Source organism: Hanstruepera ponticola (assembly GCF_012931685.1).
GTDB classification, from domain to species: Bacteria; Bacteroidota; Bacteroidia; order Flavobacteriales; family Flavobacteriaceae; genus Hanstruepera; species Hanstruepera ponticola.
Genome location: NZ_JABANC010000011.1, coordinates 1 through 22,389, shown reverse-complemented (window position 1 = coordinate 22,389; position 22,389 = coordinate 1). Strand labels below are relative to the sequence as shown.

The following is a 22,389-nucleotide window of genomic DNA, read 5'->3' as shown; positions in this document are numbered from 1 at the left end:
ACTTTAATATTACCATATTTGGGATAACATGTTATGCTAATTGAGATTTATAGAATCTTCACAAGGGAAGCTATACAATAGTAAAAGCCAACAGTACTGCGTATTGTTTGGTCTTTTGTTACACCCCTGCGCTTAAAAAGCAAGCTTTTCGCTTCGGGGCATAAAAAAGCCTGATGATACCATCAGGCTTTTACTGTTGTAGCGAGACCGAGATTTGAACTCGGGACCTCCGGGTTATGAAAATTTTAACTAACTAAAAATCAATTAGTTAAGTGTGTTTTCAATTCAAAACGTGTTCAAAAACGAGATGGTTTTTGCTCACTATGATTAATAATAATTTTGACTTCAATATATAAATTATTTAAATAAAACACTGTTTTTGAGTCGGATAATTTTATCGACCTTTTTATTGATATAATTTAATAATCTGTATAAAAGGGTAAAATTGATTGGTGAACATATTGCACACAGATTCAGAAGACCAAATAATTGTCTGACAGATAATTGGTTTGAGCATCTATCTTTCAAAGATTTTTTAATTTATTTATTTTTTAAGTACGTGTTTGTCTATGATATATTTTGTTATGCCCTTTAAAGTCTTCCCTGTGATGGGGTGCATGCCATAGTTGTTGAAGTATTCATAATCACCATTGATAGATTTCCCATACCAAAGATTTGGTGACCCATCTTCTTTAAAAAATTTATATGAACTATCGGGCTCAACACGATTAAAGTGGGATAGTAATCTCTCATCAATAGGAACTGTGTTGACATTTTCACAATTTGTTTTCTCATATCGCGTATTATCAACCCAAGCCATGCATTTATGGGCTGTTGCTTCATATCCAAAATAACTAGCTAACACAACTAAACCGCCAATAACAGCTTTTTGTGGCATGTTCTTTTGTTTTTTTTCCTTAATAACAATATGATCTTTTTCAAATGAAGAATAGTCCTCATAATTCAAAAAGCGTGCTAAATAATTGGCAATTTCTCCACTTATTGAAACCGTTTTTTTGTTTTTTTTATAAACTTCATTATAGTAATTACGCAAAGCTCTATCACTGATAATGAAATTAAAATCTTCTTCAATAGATGTTACGACGTGATTTGCAAGTTGGCTCATAACTTCCAATCCAGAATCGTTTTTTGCTTTTTGAAAGACAAGTTCTACTAATTTTTTATTGACATTCATACAAAGAAATATTCCGTATTAAAACTACAAATATTTGGGAAATACTCATGGAAAAAACCTTTCCATGGGTTTTCCATTCATTTTCCATACCATTTTCACGCTAATCTTTTCATTTGCTACATAATTGATTTATGCCTTTTCGCAGAGGCTTGCGAAAATCAATTCATGGAGTAGCAATCTCCTGTGGTTTCCTTTTGAGAAGTAGAGAAACTACTAGGTGTTGCGCTCCAACTTCTCAAAACCCGAGAACGACGTCTTCTCAAAACATTTAGCGTGCTGCTGTCCATGCAAGTATCCAACAACCCTTGGACAGCAACACTATTGTCAAATTTTAATAACAGTAAAATGAAAAAAATATATCTAATAATGCTTACGGTTTTCCTCAATATGGCATTTTATTCATGTACGCCTACGAGTATTTCAGATGACGGACAAGTAAGTGCCGAAGATTGCTGTGGTAACGAAGGAGAAATTCCACCACCACCACCACCACCACCTGGAGATGGTGGATAATATTGTCTATTAACAATTAGTTTTTAAATTAGAGGAATGATAAACGATGTAAAATCATTCCTCTTCTTAATTCTGGTAATACCTTTTGGTTTGTTTTCCCAAAACACCAAGGAAGGGAACAACCAAATAGATAGTAGCCTTTATTATTACAATAAGGTATTGAAACCAGAGACAAAAAGCAATCTTATCGACGCTTTTACCTATTATAAAAATCAAAAAGAACATCAACTAAAAAATAGAGATACCACCAATGCCATATATAGCTTGAGACAAATCGCCATTATTCAAAATGAACTGGGTATGTTGCATGATAGTGAAAAATCATCTATCGAGGCTTTGAGGCTTTTAGAAAATCATGAGGTAAATGCAATAACTAACGAGTCTAAAGTTGGCATTTACAACCGTTTGGGCAAAACCTACAGGTCATTAATGGAGTATGACAAGGCAAATGCATATTACGACAAGGCATTACAGTTGACATCTGATCAAAAAAACAAGACAATTTTAAAAAATAATATAGGGTATGCCTATTTAAGGAAAGGTGATTTGAACAATGCCGAAGTAGTGCTTTTAAGTGTATATGATAAAAGTAAAGCCATAAACGATTCAGTCAATCTAGCAAGAAGTGCTGATAATTTAGGGATTGTTTACAGCAAGCTTCAGGACAATCGGGCTTGGGATTATTTGAGCGAGGCCTTGAACATCCGTTTAAAATTGGATTCTCCATCCGATATCATGTCGAGTTATTATGACATCGCCGAACACTTTAAACGCCACGATAATTTTGAGGAAGCCAATTTCTATGCCCAAAAGGCTTTAGATTTAGCACAGGTATCCAATAATCCAAAAGAACTGATGGCTGTACTCGGATTGCTGGTCAGTTTAAAGCCAGACAAAGATGTCCGCAAGTACAAGGAATTGCAAGACAGTATGCAGCAGACTGAACTCATATATCAAGGCAAATATACATCCAAAAAATACGATTTAGAGAAACAACAGCAACTGGCAGCACAGCGACTACTAGAAATAGAAAAACAGAAATCCTATAAAATCATTTATGGTTTATTAGCCTTATTAATTGGTCTAATGGCATTTTTCATTTTCATTTTCTTAAAAAGCAAGTACCAAAAAGAGAAAGAAATTGAAATAGCAAATACAGAGCTGCGCATTTCCAAAAAAGTTCATGACGAAGTCGCCAATGACGTTTACCATATAATGAACAAAATGCAGCATAAGGTAGCGGAGTCTGATACCGTGTTGGATGATTTGGAAACCGTGTATAATAAAACACGAGACATATCCCGTGAGTATAACGACATAAAAGTAGAAGCTAATTTTAAGGAAGTCTTGTTAGATTTATTGTCAAGTTACAACAGCCAAACCACCAACGTTATCGTGTCAGGATTGTCCAAAATAAATTGGGATAACCTTTCCGTAAAGAAAAAAAAGGCTATTTATCGGGTGCTTCAGGAGCTCATGATAAATATGAAAAAACACAGTCATGCAACATTAGTGGCTATTGCCTTTAAAATTGAAAACAAACAAATCATTATAAACTATAAGGATAATGGTGTGGGAACCACACTAAAAAAACAAAACGGACTACTAAATACGGAAAACCGTATTTTTTCTTTAAACGGTTCTATTACTTTTAAAACCGAAATAAACAAAGGCTTTAAAGTTTTAATGAAAGTGTAGCATGTTCAAAAAAGTAATAGTTTCAGATGATTTGGTAAGCATGAATTTAGGCATGCTCACGGCACTCGAAACCTTAAAGGTAAAAGAAGTCACGCCGGTTCAGTATTGTGATGACGCCTATTTAAAAATCAAAAAGGCGGTTTTAGATAATGCCCCTTACGAATTATTGATTACCGATTTGTCCTTTAAAAAAGATCATCGCGATCAAAAGTTTGAATCAGGCGAGGATTTAATAAAAGCATTACATGAAGAGTTCCCCGAACTTAAAATAATTGTCTATTCCATAGAGGACCGCATACAAAAAGTCCGTAGGCTGGTTAAAAAATTCCATGCTAAAGCCTATGTATGTAAAGGTCGACGAGGTCTTATAGAACTATCGGAAGCAGTAAAATCAGTTTACAAGAACGAATTGTATTTATCTGATCAGGTTTCACAAGCCTTAAACAAAAAATCCAATTTGGAAATCGATGATTACGACATTCTTTTGGTGAAAAAACTGGCTAACGGGCTCTCACAAGATCAAATAAGCCAGTTGTTTAAAGAAAATGATATTAGCCCATCCAGTTTGAGTTCCATTGAAAAACGCTTAAACAAACTGCGCATTCAATTTAAGGCTAACAACGCCATACACCTAGTGGCGATTGTAAAAGATTTAGGACTTATTTAACTCAATACGGAAAACAGTAAGGAAAGTTGGAAAGCTTCACTTAATTTAGTCTTGCTATTAATTAATTTTTTTCAAGTAGGAAATAAAGGGTGTACCGTATTTAAGGTACACCTTTTTTTGTTTACGGAATTCCGTAAGGAAGTTTTGACTATTGGGTTTAAGTTTGAAAAGTTAACTAATTAAGCCATTATGAAAAAACTTTCATTTCTATTGTTTCTGTTTATTCTTTCCAGTTGTTCAACAAAGTATATAAAATTCACACCATCGGATAACGAAATATTTACAACCAATAGGCTTGCTGAATTTTTAGAAAGTAATTCTTCGCCAAAAATTGTTCTAAGAACACCTAGTAATACCGTTCTCACAACAGAGGAAGAAGATGATATCAGCTATTTGTATAGTGCTATTGAAAAGGAATTTTTGAGCAGTGGGTTTGTTGTTAGAGATAGAAATCTATTTAATCAAGTAATATCAAATAATGAAAACACAGTTGATTATGCAAAACTCAAATCCAAAACAGATACAGATCTGATAATTGAACTAATAAAATTAGATACTGAAGTTATTTATGAAACCAATAAGTATTACACAGACAAAGGAAAAAAAGGATTATTGGATGGAGCCTATAAACAATATGGAGCGGCCGTTGAATTTAAAGTGGTGCTTATTGATAATAATGAATTTGCTGGAACCTATAAGTTTAACTATGCGCCATGTGCAGAAGGGTTGGGATGTGAAATTAGTGAATCCTTTAAACAGCGTATGAAGCGAATAGAAAAGAAAAAAGAGGGTTATGTAACAGTTGAGAAAGATATTTTGGAGGATTTCATTAGAAATGCTACTTCGAGATTGGTTGATGATATGCGACAATAATAGAAAACGGACTAAACAAAATATTTACTTATGATTACGACGGAATTAAAAAGTCATTTTTTAAGACTATATCAAATGGCTTTTTCAGATGATAATTTTGATGTCTTAGAAATGCAAATGTTATATAAGTTTGCTGAAGAAAGAGGGGTTAGTGTAGAGCAATTAAATGAAATATTACTCAATCCTTCTCACAACTCGTCCATCCCTGAAACTTTAGAATTACGAGTGGAATACCTATATGATTTAGCTGTAATGATTTGGGCAGACAATCAAGTTACTGAAGATGAATATATAACATTAAAAAAGTATTGTAGAAAATTTCAATTTCTTGATGAAAACATAAATGAGTTAGCAGATTATCTCCTAGAATGTGCAAAAAAAAATATTTCTAAAGATGAAATCATTAAACAATTAAAGTAAAATCATGGGAGCGATAAAAAACATTTTCAAGCTAAAAAACTCCAACAATACTGAAGCTGTTAGCGAAGATACATCAGAGGCTAGAGAACAAATTAGGATAACATATTATCAAAGTGGCTATGGAGCTTCAACAAAAGCCTTTGGCGATCCTGTAACCTTTTCAGTCGGATTAAAAAACTTATATAATAGTTTCGAAAACTTATGTAGAAAGCAATTAAATGAACAAGAACGTTTAAAACAACCTTATAAAGAAGAACAAGAAAGAGAAAAAACAGAACTTAAAAAGAGAGAAACTGCATTTTCAATCTGCGAAGAACAAAAAAGTAAATTCGAAAAAGTAATCGAAGAGAAAAAATTTCATATTATAGATATTAAACAAAACCCAGATAAATATGGAATCGACATTGATAAAAGACCCAAGGCACAATTTTACATCGGTCTTTTAATTTTAATTCCAATTACAATATATCTTTTTGTATTTTATATTTCTGCGTCTTATTCAGCATTTTTTAAAGATTTTGAAACAAGCAGTTTAACAGCAGCAATCTTTGATGCAGAAGCCTTTACGAAAGCTGTTAAAGACGGTTGGTTAGAAGCCCTTTTTGTTGGAACCATTCCTTTTGTATTCATGGGGCTTGGCTATTTAATCCACATGTTCCAAAAATCAAAGAAAACCATTTCTTATGTAAAACTGGCGGCTTTATTTGTTTTAACCTTTATGTTTGATGTCATTTTGGCCTATTTAATTGAGAAAAAAATATTTGATTTCAATCGTGTTTTAGGGGAGTCTTTTTCACCTGAAATAGCAGTCAAAAGTGTCAACTTTTGGGGTATAATATTCGCTGGTTTTGTGGTTTATATAATTTGGGGGTTGGTTTTTGATTTTGTGATGAAAGAGCATGAAAATGTCGATAAGATTAAAGGGTTTATAAAGAATAAAAAAGATGAGATAAAAAATGCACTACAAAGTATTCAAGAACTGAATGGAAAGGTTGATAATTTAAAGCACGAAATAACGGCTATTAACGGAAAAATATCTGAATTACAATCCAAAATCGATGGCTTTGTTTTTCCGGTAAAAGAGTACTTACATTATCATTATCAATACAAAGAAGGTTGGTATCAGGCAATAAATGCTGAATTAGCACTTCCTACAAGATCAAAAGACGATTTAAGAAACAAATGTGAAGAAAAATCAAAAGAACATTTGGAGGAGCTGAAACTCAAAGATATTGACTATCAAAATTTAGTTTACACCAATTAAAATAATTATTATGGTTTCAATTAAAAAAGTACTAGGTCTCCTCATAATTGTTTCAATGTCTTGTGCTAATGATAATAAACAAGAAAATGTTACAAAGAATTCAGAAAGTAAAATAGTTAAAGAAAAGTATATAGAGAACTTGAATATTAGTTTACTATTAGATTTATCAGATAGGATTAATCCCGAAAAGTATCCTAATGAATCAATGGAATATTTTATGCGTGATGTAGCATACATTCGTTCAGTTTCAGAGGCGTTCGACTTGCATTTAAGAACTAAAAAAGTTAGAGAAATGAACGATAGAATTCAATTATATTTCGATCCGGAACCAAACAATCAGAACATTAATACAATTTCTAAAAATTTAAAGTATCATGTAGATAGAAACAACGTTTCGCTAGAATTACTAGATGAAGTCAAAAGTTCATATGCAGAAAAACCATTAGAAATTTATAACTTGGCAATTAAGGATAATGAATATATTGGTTCTGATACCTGGCGTTTTTTTAAAACGAAAGTAAATGATTATTGTATTGAAAGCGGTTTTAGAAATATTTTAGTCATTCTTACAGATGGTTATATATATCATAAAGACTCAAAAATTAAGGAAAGTAACCTAACGACTTATTTAACTCCTCAAGATATTCGTCGATGGAAACTGGATAGTGATACATGGTTAAATAAAATAAATGAAGAGAAATTTGGATTTATTCCAGCAACAGAAAACCTTGCTGAATTGGAAATTTTAGTTTTAGGAATTAACCCAGATAAAAAAAATCCATATGAAGAAGAAATTATAAATAAATACTGGAAAGACTGGTTTAATAGTATGGGTGTAAAAAGGTATGAGATAAAAACAGCAGAATTGCCATCAAATATGGATGAGTTGATAAAGGATTTCATATTAAATTATTAAATTTAATGAATGATGAATTTCTTTAAACCTTTTTTATTATTCTTCTTATTAAATATACACTCTCAAAATTATGTCGAAGGTAATGTAGTAGCCATCACAGATGGAGATACTTTTAAATTACTAACTAAAGACTCCACACTAATCAAGGTAAGAATTGCTAATATTGATTGCCCAGAACGCAAACAGCCCTTTTCAAAACGAGCCAAACAATTCACATCACTGCAAGTATATGATAAAGAAGTGAAACTAGAGTTCTTAAAAAAGGATAGATACGGCCGTCACATATGTAATGTCATTTATAATGATTCATTATCTTTAAGCAAGGAGTTGCTTAAAAACGGCATGGCATGGCACTATGTCAAATATTCAAATGATAGCACACTTCAAGTATTAGAAAATTACGCCCGACTCAATAAAATAGGTTTATGGCAAGACCCAAACGCTATACCACCATGGGAATGGCGATCAACCAAAAGAAAAAAGAAATGAAAACGCTTTTAGAGAATCAATTAACAAAAGTACTGTTCCTATCAGTCATGTTTTTAATGGTTATTTCCATGAATACCTTTGAAACCAATGTCTACATCTGCAAAGGAAAATACAGTAAAAAATACCATTATAAAAAAACATGCCGAGGCCTGTCTAACTGCAAGGCAACCATTAGTAAAGTCACAATAAATGACGCAAAAGAATTGGGGCGCACACTTTGTGGTTGGGAAGATTAATTTTACATAAAATTACTCGGCTTACGGATTCCCGCAAGGAAACCAAACCTATAGATTATAAGTTTATGATTAATTAAAAATATTAATCATGGATAAACACTATTTACAGTCAAAAATCAAATCAACTGGCACGGCTTACTTACTCTGGTTCATTTTTGGAGCTCATTATGCTTACTTGGGTCATTGGGGAACACAAATATTATATTGGATAACTTTAGGTGGACTTGGTATTTGGGCACTAATAGACCTATTTTCAATGTCTGGAAAAGTAGATAGATACAATGCTAATATCTTTCGACAAATTGAAGCTATAGAACGAAAAGAAAAAGATGAGGCTCATGAGCGGAATATGGCAATGTTTTCAGCTGTAAACAAATCAAACTAAATTCTCTTTGATAAGTGTTTGTGATAATGAGTTGTTAGATTTTATAATTATAAAACCTAATAGGTTACCTCCGAGTAATTCACTCTGCAATATTAATAATACTTTCATTTGTCAGAATCGGTTAGTAAAATTATTCTTTGTAGGTTTATGGAAACTATAATTAAACCAATGCAAGAAAAATTCAAGGAATGGGTAGTACAAGAAGAAGATAAAGCTGAAGGTACAGCCAGTAGTTATGCTAATGCCCTAAATAAGATTTCTGAGCACTATTCTAAATTTTATGGAAAATGGATTGATCTTTTTACTATTCAGGATATTGAATACATAGACAAGCTAATAAGCCTTTATGATTTTGATGGAAAATATTCTGATTATGGAAACAAAGGAAATCGAACTTATATTAACGGGCTAAAAACATTCAAGCGATTTATTTTGAATAAGCCAAAAATAAGAGGTTCAAGGTCAAAAAGCCAAGGTAGTAATTCTGAAAGCCCAAATTCTTTAATTTTTTCAAATTTTAATGATGAATTGCAACAAGAAGCAAAAAAAATGAAGTTTAGTTATGAACTGTTTTATTGTTTAGAACGTTCAATAAGGGAATTAGTTAAATCGACTATGGCTGAAGTTTATGGGAATGATTGGTGGTCAAAAGTAGATTTTCGTGTTAGGGAGAATGTTAAGAATAATTTAAAATATGAATTGGATACCACCCATACAAAAAGGTCTGAACACCGAATAGATTATACAACTTTTGGAGATCTTCGTAAAATTATAAACTCTAACTGGACTGTTTTTGAAATGAAATTTAAAAGGAGCTTAAATTCTGTAAATGAAGTTATGATTGATTTAAATCGTATTAGGGTGTCAATTGCTCATTGCACACCTTTGGCTCAAAAAGAAATCAATAGATTGGAAATTAGAGTAGATGATTGGTTCTCGCTAATGAAGAATTATTAATTATTGCTACTCGTTAAAATGTAATATTTTTTTATATTTAAATTCTCCTTAGAATTAATGCATTTTCCATGATATATGTCATGCGGTTAAAAGTAGGTTTTGTATAATTTTGCGCACAAATTTTTTATAAAGATTAATGTTGAACTAAAACAATTTAATGTCATACAAGCGTATTTTAGGAGGTGAAAAAAACTTAAAGTCAGGACAAAGATGGACTAAAGATGAAATAATTAAAGTATACCATCTTTATAAGAGGCTTAACGGAGTAGGTTTACACGAACATAATCCTGAAATACAACACTTAGCGCAAGAATTAGGAAGAACAGTTCGTTCAACTGAAGCTCAGACCTTAATGTTTCGTAATTTAGAAAAGAATGGAAATTACAGTCATGGCAACATGAATAAATTGAGCAAACAGGTTTGGAATGAGTATGAATTAAAAAGAAATTCTCAAATAGCAATAGCTTTTAAAGATGATCAATCAATAGATCCGATTCAAGTCGATTCAAGTCAAGATGAAGAAGACAATATCAATCACTCAATTGACACTTCTGAATACGTGTTAATTGAAGATGAAGAAAACAATATAGAGAGATATATATTTGATTATAAAAAGTGGAATAAGCTCCTTGTAGAACATTATTTTAATGCAAATAATGAAGATGAGGAGATTCAATGTTTTTTTATCTACACAGAATTATTCGAAGAACTATCAGATTCTCAATTTACCTATTGTGATTTTGAACTTTCTATAGAAAAAATTTTAAGATCTAAATCGTTTAAGGATAAATTTAATGAATTATACCTTATAAGTATTCCTAAAGTAATTAATGGAAGAAATTTAAGAAAACCTATACCTGAATATTTTGGATTGTTAATGTATTTGATTCTAAGTCTTACCGATTCAAAAAGTGAGAATTTGAGTGTTACAAATGTTTATAATAGGATAAATGAAGTTGGAAAAAATAGATTTAAAAATAAATGGGAAAATATTAACACCTCTTTTGCAAGAGATGTTTTGGAGTTAGCTTGGAACGATTTGGAGGATTGGTCAAAAAATTATAAATCTAAGAGCTTGGGTTATTTTAATATGAAAGATCCAAAAAATCCATTAAGGAAATATGTTTCAAGAATAGAGCGACATGCGTTGTTTAATTCTGGTCATTTTCAGCAATTATTTGATGTGCTTATAGAAATTGGAATAGTACCCAAAGAACATATCTCTTTTGATAAATGGATAGAAATATTCACGAATAATAAACATAAAATAAGTAATTCTGATAAAGTTATTGAATATTTAAAAGAAGATTCTGAATTAAAGGATATTATCTTAAAATTTATAGATGACTATTATCAAATAAATTATGTTGACACAACAATATCATCACCTTCTGCGACCGTCAGAAAACCATCAATCCCATTACTTTTATGTTTAAAAGAACTACCCCACTGGGATAATGTAATAGATATGAATAATATTCACTTTAGGGCTTTTTCGAGTGAATTAGAAGAGGATCATTTAAAATTCCAAGATGCTATCATCAAAGTTCAACATGAATATAAAGAATACTCGAAAGAAATAAAATTTGATTGGAATCCAAATCAAGAAAATACACTTTTATTTCAAGGTGATAATCAAAGATATTCAGTAAACTTTAAATTTAGATGGCTAATAGCAAATAGGGATTTAGAAGAATGGGTCGAAGTAATGGCACCAACTAATGCTCAGAATATTTTAATATTTGTGAATTCGGAAATATTAGATTCAATATTATCAGAAGATGAATTAAAATGTGATATTTATAAATCGCCTTGGGACAATTTCAGTTTTATTGAATTTGAGAATTTAAATGAAAGTCAATTTGATAAACTATTGCATCTTCTTAGGCATAATCAAAAAGTAGAGGGTAAAATTGAGCTTATAGGTGATTTTTTACTTAACCGTAGGAGGTTAATTTTAAAAGAGTTTGACAATAAATTTAGATACTCTGGTCCAGTTGCAGATCCTAAATTATTTGTGAAGATTAAAGAGACCGGTGAAGAGATGGAGTTGATAAAGGATTCAGATGAAGATAACTTATTCAGTCTTGATCAAAATATTAACGAAAGTGAACAATTCTATGTATATGAAAATTCATCAAAAGTCAGAAGTCACTTCTCCTTTGAGATTGGAAGTTTAAGGCATAAGGATATTGTTAATATTTGTAGACCATATTCAAAAGATGAAGATGGAATTAATATTATTGAAAGAGAAATTCAATCTGATGACATATTTGATATACCAAATGATTTTAATAAAGATTCATTTGATACAGTCGACTTCAATACATGGCATGGAAAAGTATGGAAAATATTTAAGCCTGGAATAGTTGATTATGTTACGAGTGCCAATCAAACTTTTAACTATTCAGAAAAACATATAGGTGAGAAACTTTTAAATTATTTAGCTGTAGTAAATAATGTTGATACTTATAAATTTCCATTACTGATAAGAGAATTAAATCCTATGATAGATTCTAAATTTAGTAAAAGAATAATGCATTATTGGAAGGATTTAGGATATATTAATTTTGAAACCTATGGTGATAGAATTAAAGTCTCTCCTTCAAATTTATTGTTTATTAAAACAGAGAAAGGGTTAAAAGCATTCCTAACTGGATTCAGAAATCATGTATTTATAAAAAAATTAATACAAGTTTGTGATGAGTTAAATCTGATTATTAATTTGACAAGTCATAGTGAAAAATATGAAAATATATTACCGAATAAAATTGAAATTTATGATAAGCTTGGAGATTTACATAAATTCAAAACATTATCTAAACGAATAGGTGTTGAGTTTATTAATAATATTGAGAACCCCTTAAACAGAAGTTTTGCTATATATCAATTTGCTTGTTTTTATACACAAAGGTCCATAGAAGATTTCGATAAATATTTACATAATAAATTAGATTATAAAACAGATCATCATAGAAAACTAGAGTTTATACCTGAGACCTCTACATGGAAAGAAACTAATAAAAATGTAAGTGATATGGTTGCGCCGACACTAATTAGATATGATGGATTTAAGGACAGACAAGTTGTACATATTTATAAAGATGAGTCTGGAAGTAAGATCTTAGAAAATTATGCTTTGGCTAGTTTCAAATTGATAAAAACAAATATTTTTTTAAGAAAACAACATAAAATAAATCCTGTTTCTGATTTTTTTGTTCCATTAAATAAAACTTTACCATTTTGGATAGAAAGAGGGTTAATTTTAATTAATGCAGAAATACCAATTATTGAATGGATAGATAATAAAGCTTACAGAAAATATCAAAATATTCATGATGATATAATCACAATAATTGAGAACAAGTTAAATCAAACCGCAAAAACTATTAATTAAAATATGATAAACCCATTAGGAATTTTTGAAAAAGTAAAAGAAGGCTACATATCCTATATAAAAACAGCTTTTGGCACTCGATATGAAGATTTTGAAGCAAATAGAGAAAATTTACTTAATACAGACAAGGTTTTATATAGACAACCTTGGATTGAGCCACTTCTTGAGTATAAAAGTGCTGAAGGAAAAGAAATTAAAAATTTAACTGAGCAAGATCTTTTTGGTTTTACAAAAAAAGATGTTGAACTTTTCAATGGTTTTGTTTCTAAAGGATTATTCACAGGTAATTATCCTTTGTATGAGCACCAATTTAGGATGCTCCAATTAGCATTAGAAGGAAATAATTGTGTGATAACATCAGGCACAGGTTCAGGTAAGACAGAAGCTTTTTTACTTCCTTTAATAGCATATTTATTAAAAGATTTATCAAAATATATTTCCAATCCTGCTAGTGTTAATGCAATTGGACCACACTCCTATAGACAAGGCCCAACTAATATTATAATTGAGGGTAACACTGCTACTTTAAGTGATAGGGTTTTACAGCGATCTAATGAGAATCGACCTCAAGCAATTAAAGCTTTAATTGTTTATCCTATGAACGCACTTGTTGAAGATCAGCTTACTAGATTAAGAATGACTTTAGATAATGATGAAGTACGTGAATTTTGTGATAGTAACTTAAATGGAAATAGACTGTTTTTTGGCAGGTATAATAGTACTGCGCCAGTTTCTGGCAGACTCTCAAAGGAAAATGATGGTGTCTTCGAACGTAATGAATCCAAATGGGCTCAGTTAAAAAAGCAACTCAAAAATATTGAAACTACATATAGTGAAATTGAAACTTATCTATCATCAGATGAAGGTCTAAAGCTTAGTGAAGAAGAGAAATTAGAATTAAAAACAAATTTCCAAAGATTAGATGGAGCAGAAATGCGATCAAGATTTGACATGCATCAGACACCTCCAGATGTTATGATTACAAACTTTTCGATGCTAAGTATTGTTCTTATGCGAGCAATTGAGAGTGGGATGCTTGAAGAAACAAAAAAGTGGTTAGAAGGCTCAACCGATTGGGATATTGAAAATTTAAGCGAGGAAAAAAGAGCACAGGAAAAAGAAGCTAGAATTTTTCATATTGTAATTGATGAGCTTCACTTGTATCGTGGAACACCTGGAACCGAGATTTCTTACTTATTACGTCTTTTATATTCTAGATTAGGATTAGACCCATCTTCTTCAAAAGTAAGGTTTTTAGCGTCCTCGGCTTCATTAGATGGACAGGTAGGCAGCCAAGAATATGAAGATAGTCAGTCATTTCTAAAAGGGTTTTTTGGTATTAATAAAGAGATGAAAGTAATTGACGGGACCTATAAATTGCCAAAACAAGTTAATCAATCAATTGATCCTTCAATGTTCATGAAATTAGCTGAATTCTCTGCGGATATATTTGGTTCAGATGAAGAGGCTTTTATCGATGAAATTGGGAAGAAAGTTGATAAATGGCTTCAATGTAAAAGTGGTGAAGGAGTACCACAATTATTAGAAAAGGTAAATAGTGATGAAAATTTAAAGTCCCAATTAATCTATGCATTTAGATCTAAAAATGAAGAAAGGTTTAGACCATTTCCTGTTTATAATAATAAGGAAGATGAAGATAAATCCGAGCAATTTGTCTCATTAGGGAGAAAATTATTTGATCACCTAGAAACAGATGAAGAGATTTACAATGCGATAAAAGGACTTCTTTTATTACGAGGGCTTTTCGATACAAAATATGGAGAAGGAATAACTTGTAATTTGCCTAGGTTTAGAATGCACTTTTTTATTCGAAATATTGAAGGGCTATGGACAACATTAAAAAATGATCAAGAAGGGACTTTAAGTAGTGACAGAAATGAAGATCCTTTCAATGAATTATTAGAGTTTTCTAAAATCAAACACAACAACAAAAGAGTTTTTGAATCTCTTTATTGTGAGAATTGTGGAACAACTTTCATAGGAGGAACAAAAATTAAGTATACCGATAAAAAAACATTTTGGGATGAAATAATAACTACACCACCTGAAATTGAAAGTATACCAGAGAAATCTCAATCTGCAATGGTTGAAAGAAGAACAGAATTAGATTATGCAGTTTTTTGGCCAAAGTATTTTGAAAATGATGAAATTATTGAAGATCTCACTGATGAGGATAATATAGTATGGCAAAAAAGATATTTAGGTGTTTTCGACGGTAAGCTATATTCTAACCGGAAACCAAACACAGTCGAAGGTTTATATTACAACCAAAATGAAGGTAATGAATCTAATGAATCAGGTACAGCATTACCTCATAGCTGTCCAAATTGTGCAGCTGACTACCAGTATAGAAAGAAAAGAAAATCTCCCATTAGAGGATTTAGAACTGGTTTTGGTAAAACTAATCAGATACTAGCAAAGGAATTATTTTCTGCAATACCGGATAAAGAAAAACAGAGAAGAAAATTAGTCGCTTTTTCTGATAGTAGAGAGGAGTCTGCTAGATTCGCTAATGATATTGAAAAGGAAAACTATAATCAAATAATAAAAGAACTATTACTTGATCAACGTGATGAGACTATTTTTGCTAAAGAACTATTTACTTCTATAGAAGTTGGAAATGAAGCTTTGCAAAGAGAATTATTTTCAAAGATGGATAGGGAGTATGCCATAAAAATAAATAATGCTTATAAAGCAATCAATGATCCTGTATTCCCTGCAAAACCAGAGGAAGAAAGATTAGTTTCTGACGTAAAACGAGGTACTATTAAATTAGAAGATCTAGTTGACAAAATTATTTTCGGATTGGTTAAAAAAGGGTTAAATCCTGCAGGACCAGCTGCTTCAAAACAGAGGTTGTTTGTTCGAGATGGTAGTAACTTTAATGAAAAGACAGAGCATTGGAAGGATTGCTTTGATTGGAAAAAAGGAGAAATAAATAAAAGTAAATTAGTTAGCACTCGTTCTCAAGATACATTAATGGACGAAATAAGAGGACCTGTTTATAAGGAAATAAGTTCTTTTATTTTTGGACGCTTATTCTATAGTATGGAGTCTTCTGCTTTGGGAGTCGTGAAAATTTCCTCAGATATCAAAAATCCAATACCACAAATAATTGATGCTAAAAATTTTGGAGAAGCATTAAATTCTCTAACACGAATTTTAGGAGATAACTATAAGCATAGATATACCGATTATAAGCATAATCCAGTCAGAAATTATGAGAACTTAAGTAAGAAACGACCGGAAAAGAAATATATCAAGAGTGTAGCTTCACGATTAAAAATTGATGAAGATCAATTAGGAAATGCGCTATGGAATGCATTAACTAACGATTATATGCATTATGATGGGGTTTTAAACTTAGAAACTCTAAGAATCTATTTTGCGACTGATGATGATAAAGTCTATAAATGCCAGTATTGTAAAACTGTTCATTTGCATCCATCTGCTGGAATTTGTAAATCTTGTTTTAAACACCTGCCAAAAACACCTAATTTAAGTGCAAAGGATGCAAGGGAGAATAATTTTTATGCTAAACAGCTTTTGGATAATCATGAAATTATCAGAATGCGCTGTGAGGAATTAACTGGGCAAACGGATAACCAATTAGAAAGACAGCGTCTTTTCAAAGGTATTATTACGGGAGATAATAAGATAGTTGAAGAAATAGATTTATTAAGTGTAACGACAACTTTGGAGGTAGGTGTAGATATCGGGTCACTTCAAGCTGTTTATCAAGGAAATATGTCTCCAATGCGCTTTAATTACCAGCAAAGGGTTGGACGTGCTGGTAGAGCTGGTCAGGCTTTTAACGTTGCCCTTACTTTTTGCAGAGGTAGAAGTCATGATGAATATTTTTTTAACAATCCTGAAAGGATGACTGGGGATATTTCACCAGTACCTTTTTTAAGTCAGTCGCAAGATCAAATTCTTTACAGAATGATTATTAAAGGTGTCTTACAAAAATACTTTGAAGATGTTGAAACCACGGGTTCTGTTCATGGTGAGTTTGGAAAAATTGAAGATTTCTTTGATGATGATCATGAAAAACTCAACGACCTAAAGGAATGGATACGTTTAGAAGATAATTGGCGAGAGATTTATAAAGCTTTAACTCACAATTTATTTGTAAATAATACATTATATCTAGAATATAATATTGATAATTTTAAGCATTGGATTGATAACACATTCTTTCCTAAATTTTCTAAAATCCAAGAAGATCACAATTCAGGTGATTTGTCTGAAGCTTTGGCAGATTCGGGAATATTACCCATGTCAGGTATGCCCACTGGATTAAGGAATTTAATTTTAGGTTTTGAAGAAAAGTCAGATACACATTTAGAGGCTAAAACTATCAGTAGACCCATTGAAAGAGCAATTTTTGATTTTGCTCCTGGAGCTCAAAAAACAAAGGATAAAAGGATATATACCAGTATAGGATTGAGTCCAGCCATAAGTGAAATATATAAGGATTATAGTAATAATGGAATTTGGACTGCGCGCTATTACGATCAAGCTGCATATAAGAAACCAAAGTGGGTTATTTTAAATTCACAAAACAACATATTGAAAACAATTGAGTATGAGGAAGGAAAAGATAGGGACTACATAAGACAGCAAATTGATGAAACTTGTGAAACAGAATATTTAGTAGTTTCCCCAAATGCATTTAGAACAGACTGGAGCCCCAAGCCCCAAGATAGAGAGGTAGATCAAGAAATTAGTACTTCTAAACCATTACTGTTTTCGGAAGCTATTAATCCTGACGATGAAGGTACTCTAATTGGAAATTGTATAATCGGTATTGCACCAAGTGACTTTACTTGGCGTTTGAATACTAATGGAGGAGATGAATTTAATTTTTTACAAACAACCGATAAATATTATGCTGATTTTTCTAATCAATTCTTTGATTTAGGCTTAAAAAAGAAACTAGGCTTTGGATTTGATGAAGCGATTAAAAGAAATCTAATCAATGATAAATTATCAAATGATACTCAAGTAGGCAAAAAATTATCCTTAGGAGCTCAAAAAACCACTAATGTAATACGATTGCATCCAGCACAACTAGATTTTTCTTTGGATATAAACCCTTTCCATACAAATAATATGGGAAAAAAGGTTAGCTCAAAAGGTGCATTCCATTCTGCAGCATATTTGCTGCAAAGATGTTTAGCAGACTTATTAGATGTTTCACCAGAAGAAATTGAATTGGCTGCAATAACAGAGCAAAAACTAGATGATATAACGGCCAGAAGCACTGGAAGAATAGTTTTGTCAGATGAATTACCAAACGGGTCTGGCTTTGTTGAATACCTTCATAATCATATTGATATGTTCTTTAAAATGTGTTTAGAACCGAAGGAAGAGAACAGATATACTTCTAGTTTTATAAATGAGGAACATGCAAAAAGTTGTAAAGATTCATGCTATAAAGATTTAAAGAATTATAGAAACCTAAACTATCATGGAATTCTTGATTGGAGATTGGCAGTAGGTCTTATTAGAGTGCTATCTGATAGATATTATTTATCTGGTTTAGATGGCAATTGGGATTATATTGAAATTGCTGATTGGCCAGAAATGGCGGATGAATATGCCAAAGATTTTGCAATAACTTTAGGTATTGATATAGTTCAGAACCCAAGTTTTTATAATGTGATTGAGAATATTCCTGTTATTTCATTCAAAGACATTAATATTATTATCACGCATCCTTTTTGGAATACAAGTAGTTTCCCAAAAGCAACTAGTCTTTCAAGAGTTGTAGCTGAATGTGCAAATCCAGACAGAATATTTTTTGCAGACACATTTAATTTAAATAGAAGGATGGCTTGGTGCTATGAGGAATTTTTTAAATGGTTAAAGCAAAGTAATAAAAAATAATTTTTTCTTGAAGAAGATTAATCAGATAAGCCCGAGCATGCTTACATCAATTGAAAAGTGTAAGTTGAAATTTGTTCTAGATAGTCATGTGAGACGAGGAAAAGGGCGTATTTATGAATTTAATCCACATTCATTTATGGGCGAATTAATCCATAAAGTTTTAGAGAATTATTATAAAGAATTTTATAATTTCAATGAATTTGACACTAAATGGGATGAAGCTTTATTGGAATTTTGTAAGAAATTTAAAATTGAGAAAGAGTATGCCCAATATTGGGTTCCAAATTATTACCCCAAAAAAATAAACACTCTAAAAACTATTAAAAATTTCACCTTATTAGGTGGTAATAAAGTTTTTCCTGAAGAGAAAGTGCGGTTCAAAAATGTTCGTGGAATTATTGATTTATTTGAAGTAGATGAAAATAATGTTAGAATTACTGATTTTAAAACTGGTATTATAATCAATATACTTGATGGCAAAAATATAGGTGTCAAAGAAACATATATTGAACAATTAAAAACGTATGGATATATTATAAATAAAAAGAAAGAAATTAAAGCTGATAATATTGAACTAGTAATTAAGGGGCTTGGTAATAATGAGTTGTTTTCATTTATGTATAGTCAAGAAGAATATAATATACAAGGTTTAAAAATCGATCACATATTAAATGAAATCAATGAAGTTTTAAATACCGGTAATCTTAATAATTTAGCATCTCCAGAATCAAGTATTTGTAACTTTTGCAGCCATAAATTTCAATGTGATGCATTACATGATTCCATCAGAAATCAACCAAATAAATGGGACAGAATAATATTATTAAAAACAATTAATGTAACATTTGATTCTGATAAATTTGCTATAAACATATTAGTTAATGATAGGACTAAATCTATTCACAACATTCCTGAAGAGGATTTTTTAGAAATTAAAAAGATGAATGAAAATAATCAGGAAGTCTTAATATCACATTTATTACAAGTAGATAGTTCTATAATAAAAAGATGGAGTAAATTGTCTATTTACAAAGGGATCTGATTAATTAGGATTCTTTAATGATATCTAGTTGTTTTTTTAAATTATCACCAATAGCTTTAGCTAAAAGAGGAGGTACGGCATTTCCAACTTGAGTATATTGTGGTACTTCAAATTTTCTCATTTTCCCACCAGTAGTTACTTTTGATTTAAATTCAAACCAATCAGGGAAAGATTGAAAGCGTGCCATTTCCCTTACTGTTAGTGTTCTTGGATGATCTGAGTGATAGTGACATAGGTCATCTGGAATTGTTAATTGAGCAGGAGCAGGTTCAAACTCTTGTAAAGCTCTTTGAGAATGCTTTTTAGTTGGAATTAATTTAATTAATTCTTCTACTTCATCTATATTTTCTGGTATAATATCAATTTCTCGAGAATTAGTTTTGTCATAAAAAAGTAATTTGTGATGTGAGAATTCACCAAGTAGTTTTTCTCTTAATTCATCTGATACATTTTTACCTGTAAAAAGATCAACTGCACCCTTTTTTAGACCATTCTGAAATTGTTCAATAACTTGATAAAACCTAAACCTTGATCTAATTAAAAAGCTGTGGTTTCTTGGCTCATGATTTTTAATCAATAAATCATGAGGGAATTTTTTTCTGAAAATCTTATTTAGTGTTTTGGCATATTTGCCTTTTACTCCATTTACTTTATATAAAAATCTTGGAGTTCTAATATCTCCAATAGCTTCCACAGAAGTAATGAATTCGTTTTTTGTAACTGTTATTTTTGGTAAAATGATTCCATCGAAAAGGTTAGGCCTACTTTCAATGTCAAAATATTTAAAATCTTTAGTTGTTACTTTATCAAGGCTTTTTTTATTTTTTGTTACTGCATTATAAAATTCATTAGAAACTTTTAGAATTTCGTTGTTTCTTTTTTTATTATATAATTTATCAAAAATATCTTTTCTATAAGCTTGTAAAATAAATCTAGGTCTATTTTGAGGCACACCAAAATATTTTGAATTTAACATCATACACACTGGAACAAAACCTTCTAAAACAAAAGCTTTAGACACTTCAAGCCAAGCATAGTATTTTTTTCCATTTTCTGTAAATGGTGAAGTAATCCCTTTCACATTTTCTAATAAAACTGTTTTTGGTTGTATCAAACCAACAATTTGTGCAAAAGATAAAGGCAAAGTGTTTTTGTGATTGTCTTTTTCTCTTAAACCCGCTAAACTAAAACTTTGACATGGTGGTCCTCCAGAAATTAAATCTATTTCACTTTCGCGAATACGATCTATAAAAGTTGGTTTTTCTTCAAAAACACTAAGTAATTTATTGATGTCACCTATAAGTAATTTATTATCTAAAATAGTGTCATCCTCAATATCAGAAAATGTTCCATTAGTTGCTTCAAAAGGATTCTCCCTTAATCTTTTATCAATTTCATTTTTAGCAAATTGACTTTTTATCCAAAGTGTTTTATTCGGGGAATGATTCCCTTCAAGTGTTTCGTTAAGTATATTGTAGGCAAAAGTTTCACCTGCCATAGGTGAAAGCTCATTCGCTAAATATAAATTATATCCTGCAGCTTCTAAACCAAGGCTCATGCCACCACACCCTGCAAATAATTCGATATGTTTTAATTTTTTTTTATTCACAAAAAGTTTAAAATTCAATTTATATCAAATGTAAGTATTGCATTCCTAAATTATTTAATTATCCTCTTAAAATCTTGATTCAGCAAAATATAACTGGATAAAATTTGGCTAATATAACCACTTTAAAACAGCCCTTAATATAGTTTATAAATTGCTTTAAATAAACACGAAGTTCATTATTGCAAACATAAAGATAAGTCCCTCTGATCCCTCTCAGCATCATTGTTTTATATATATTTAGAATATACTCTTTTAACACTGATGGGTCCGTAATGCCTTGCTTCCCTTTCTTATCAAAATATTGAGAACTATCAATTTCAATTTTATTGTTGCTAGGATTATATTTTATTTCATTTCCAAAAATGATTCCAGCATAATTTAAATCGTAACCTTGAGAAGTATGAATACAGCCTATTTGATTTACAGCATTTAATGTATTAATCCAATTTTCTGTTGTTTTGTTCCATTGAATTTTATACCCATCAATTTCTATATCAATTGCCAAAGGATTTGGATTACAGTTTTTAGTTTTCTTCTAACATACATATAATAGTGTTGTTTGTGGCTAGCAACTATTTTTACTCACTTATCATTATGTTTCAACTGATTATTGCAATTAAAAAATATCATACTTACACGGAAAATCATATTTAGTCATTTTGACGACAACGGTAGTCAAAAAATCTAAAGTTTGCACCATTGCAAAATGCAATAACCACCATTGCAAAATGCAATAACCACCATTGCAAAATGCAATAACCACCATTGCAAAATGCAATAACCACCATTGCAAAATGCAATAACCACCATTGCAA

At 30.8% G+C, this 22,389-nt stretch carries 16 protein-coding genes and 1 pseudogene; 14 read left to right on the top strand and 3 right to left on the bottom strand.

From position 1 onward, the window contains the following. Positions 1-544 precede the first annotated feature (544 nt). A complete protein-coding gene (locus HGK31_RS14490) occupies positions 545-1,195 on the bottom strand; it encodes a hypothetical protein (protein WP_191861063.1) in 651 nt (216 codons plus the stop codon). A 345-nt stretch (positions 1,196-1,540) separates the two neighbouring features. Here HGK31_RS14490 and HGK31_RS14485 point away from each other — a divergent pair, with 345 nt between their 5' ends. From HGK31_RS14485 to HGK31_RS14420, 14 genes are all read left to right on the top strand, one after another. Then, positions 1,541-1,708, top strand: a complete 168-nt coding sequence (locus HGK31_RS14485; protein WP_191861061.1) for a hypothetical protein — start codon at positions 1,541-1,543, stop codon at positions 1,706-1,708. Positions 1,709-1,744: 36 nt separating this feature from the next. Then, positions 1,745-3,406 (top strand): tetratricopeptide repeat-containing sensor histidine kinase, encoded by a 1,662-nt coding sequence (locus tag HGK31_RS14480; RefSeq protein ID WP_191861059.1) that lies wholly within the window; start codon positions 1,745-1,747, stop codon positions 3,404-3,406. Position 3,407: 1 nt separating this feature from the next. After that, a complete protein-coding gene (locus HGK31_RS14475) occupies positions 3,408-4,073 on the top strand; it encodes a response regulator transcription factor (protein WP_191861057.1) in 666 nt (221 codons plus the stop codon). 189 nt (positions 4,074-4,262) lie between these two features. Next, entirely contained in the window at positions 4,263-4,946 is a 684-nt protein-coding gene (locus HGK31_RS14470; RefSeq protein WP_191861055.1) for a hypothetical protein, read from the top strand. Between the two features lie 30 nt (positions 4,947-4,976). Further along, the gene (locus HGK31_RS14465) at positions 4,977-5,366 is read left to right on the top strand and encodes a hypothetical protein (RefSeq protein WP_191861053.1); all 390 of its coding nucleotides are present in this window, start codon (positions 4,977-4,979) and stop codon (positions 5,364-5,366) included. 4 nt (positions 5,367-5,370) lie between these two features. After that, entirely contained in the window at positions 5,371-6,630 is a 1,260-nt protein-coding gene (locus tag HGK31_RS14460) for an ABC transporter permease (protein WP_191861052.1), read from the top strand. 10 nt (positions 6,631-6,640) lie between these two features. Continuing rightward, complete coding sequence (locus HGK31_RS14455) at positions 6,641-7,546, top strand: hypothetical protein (RefSeq protein WP_191861050.1); 906 nt, start codon at positions 6,641-6,643, stop codon at positions 7,544-7,546. Positions 7,547-7,555: 9 nt separating this feature from the next. Further along, positions 7,556-8,035 carry a thermonuclease family protein gene (locus tag HGK31_RS14450; RefSeq protein ID WP_191861048.1) on the top strand — a complete coding sequence of 160 codons (480 nt, stop codon included), beginning with the start codon at positions 7,556-7,558 and terminating at the stop codon, positions 8,033-8,035. Next, positions 8,032-8,271 (top strand): hypothetical protein, encoded by a 240-nt coding sequence (locus HGK31_RS14445; RefSeq protein ID WP_233451140.1) that lies wholly within the window; start codon positions 8,032-8,034, stop codon positions 8,269-8,271. Before HGK31_RS14450 ends, HGK31_RS14445 begins: the two co-directional genes overlap by 4 nt. Positions 8,272-8,359: 88 nt before the next feature. Next, complete coding sequence (locus tag HGK31_RS14440) at positions 8,360-8,656, top strand: TM2 domain-containing protein (protein WP_191861046.1); 297 nt, start codon at positions 8,360-8,362, stop codon at positions 8,654-8,656. 168 nt (positions 8,657-8,824) lie between these two features. Further along, on the top strand, positions 8,825-9,613 hold the full coding sequence (locus HGK31_RS14435; RefSeq protein ID WP_191861044.1) for a Swt1 family HEPN domain-containing protein: 789 nt from the start codon (positions 8,825-8,827) through the stop codon (positions 9,611-9,613). 157 nt (positions 9,614-9,770) lie between these two features. After that, on the top strand, positions 9,771-13,010 hold the full coding sequence (locus HGK31_RS14430; protein WP_191861042.1) for a hypothetical protein: 3,240 nt from the start codon (positions 9,771-9,773) through the stop codon (positions 13,008-13,010). A 3-nt stretch (positions 13,011-13,013) separates the two neighbouring features. Further along, on the top strand, positions 13,014-18,923 hold the full coding sequence (locus tag HGK31_RS14425; protein WP_191861040.1) for a DEAD/DEAH box helicase: 5,910 nt from the start codon (positions 13,014-13,016) through the stop codon (positions 18,921-18,923). A 7-nt stretch (positions 18,924-18,930) separates the two neighbouring features. After that, complete coding sequence (locus HGK31_RS14420) at positions 18,931-19,965, top strand: PD-(D/E)XK nuclease family protein (RefSeq protein ID WP_191861038.1); 1,035 nt, start codon at positions 18,931-18,933, stop codon at positions 19,963-19,965. A gap of 4 nt (positions 19,966-19,969) precedes the next feature. Here the strand turns inward: HGK31_RS14420 and HGK31_RS14415 are convergent, their stop codons facing one another. Beyond that, the gene (locus HGK31_RS14415) at positions 19,970-21,574 is read right to left on the bottom strand and encodes a DNA cytosine methyltransferase (RefSeq protein WP_191861036.1); all 1,605 of its coding nucleotides are present in this window, start codon (positions 21,572-21,574) and stop codon (positions 19,970-19,972) included. A gap of 79 nt (positions 21,575-21,653) precedes the next feature. Further along, positions 21,654-22,088: pseudogene (locus HGK31_RS14410) on the bottom strand (DNA/RNA helicase domain-containing protein); the annotation flags it as partial. Positions 22,089-22,389 lie beyond the last annotated feature (301 nt).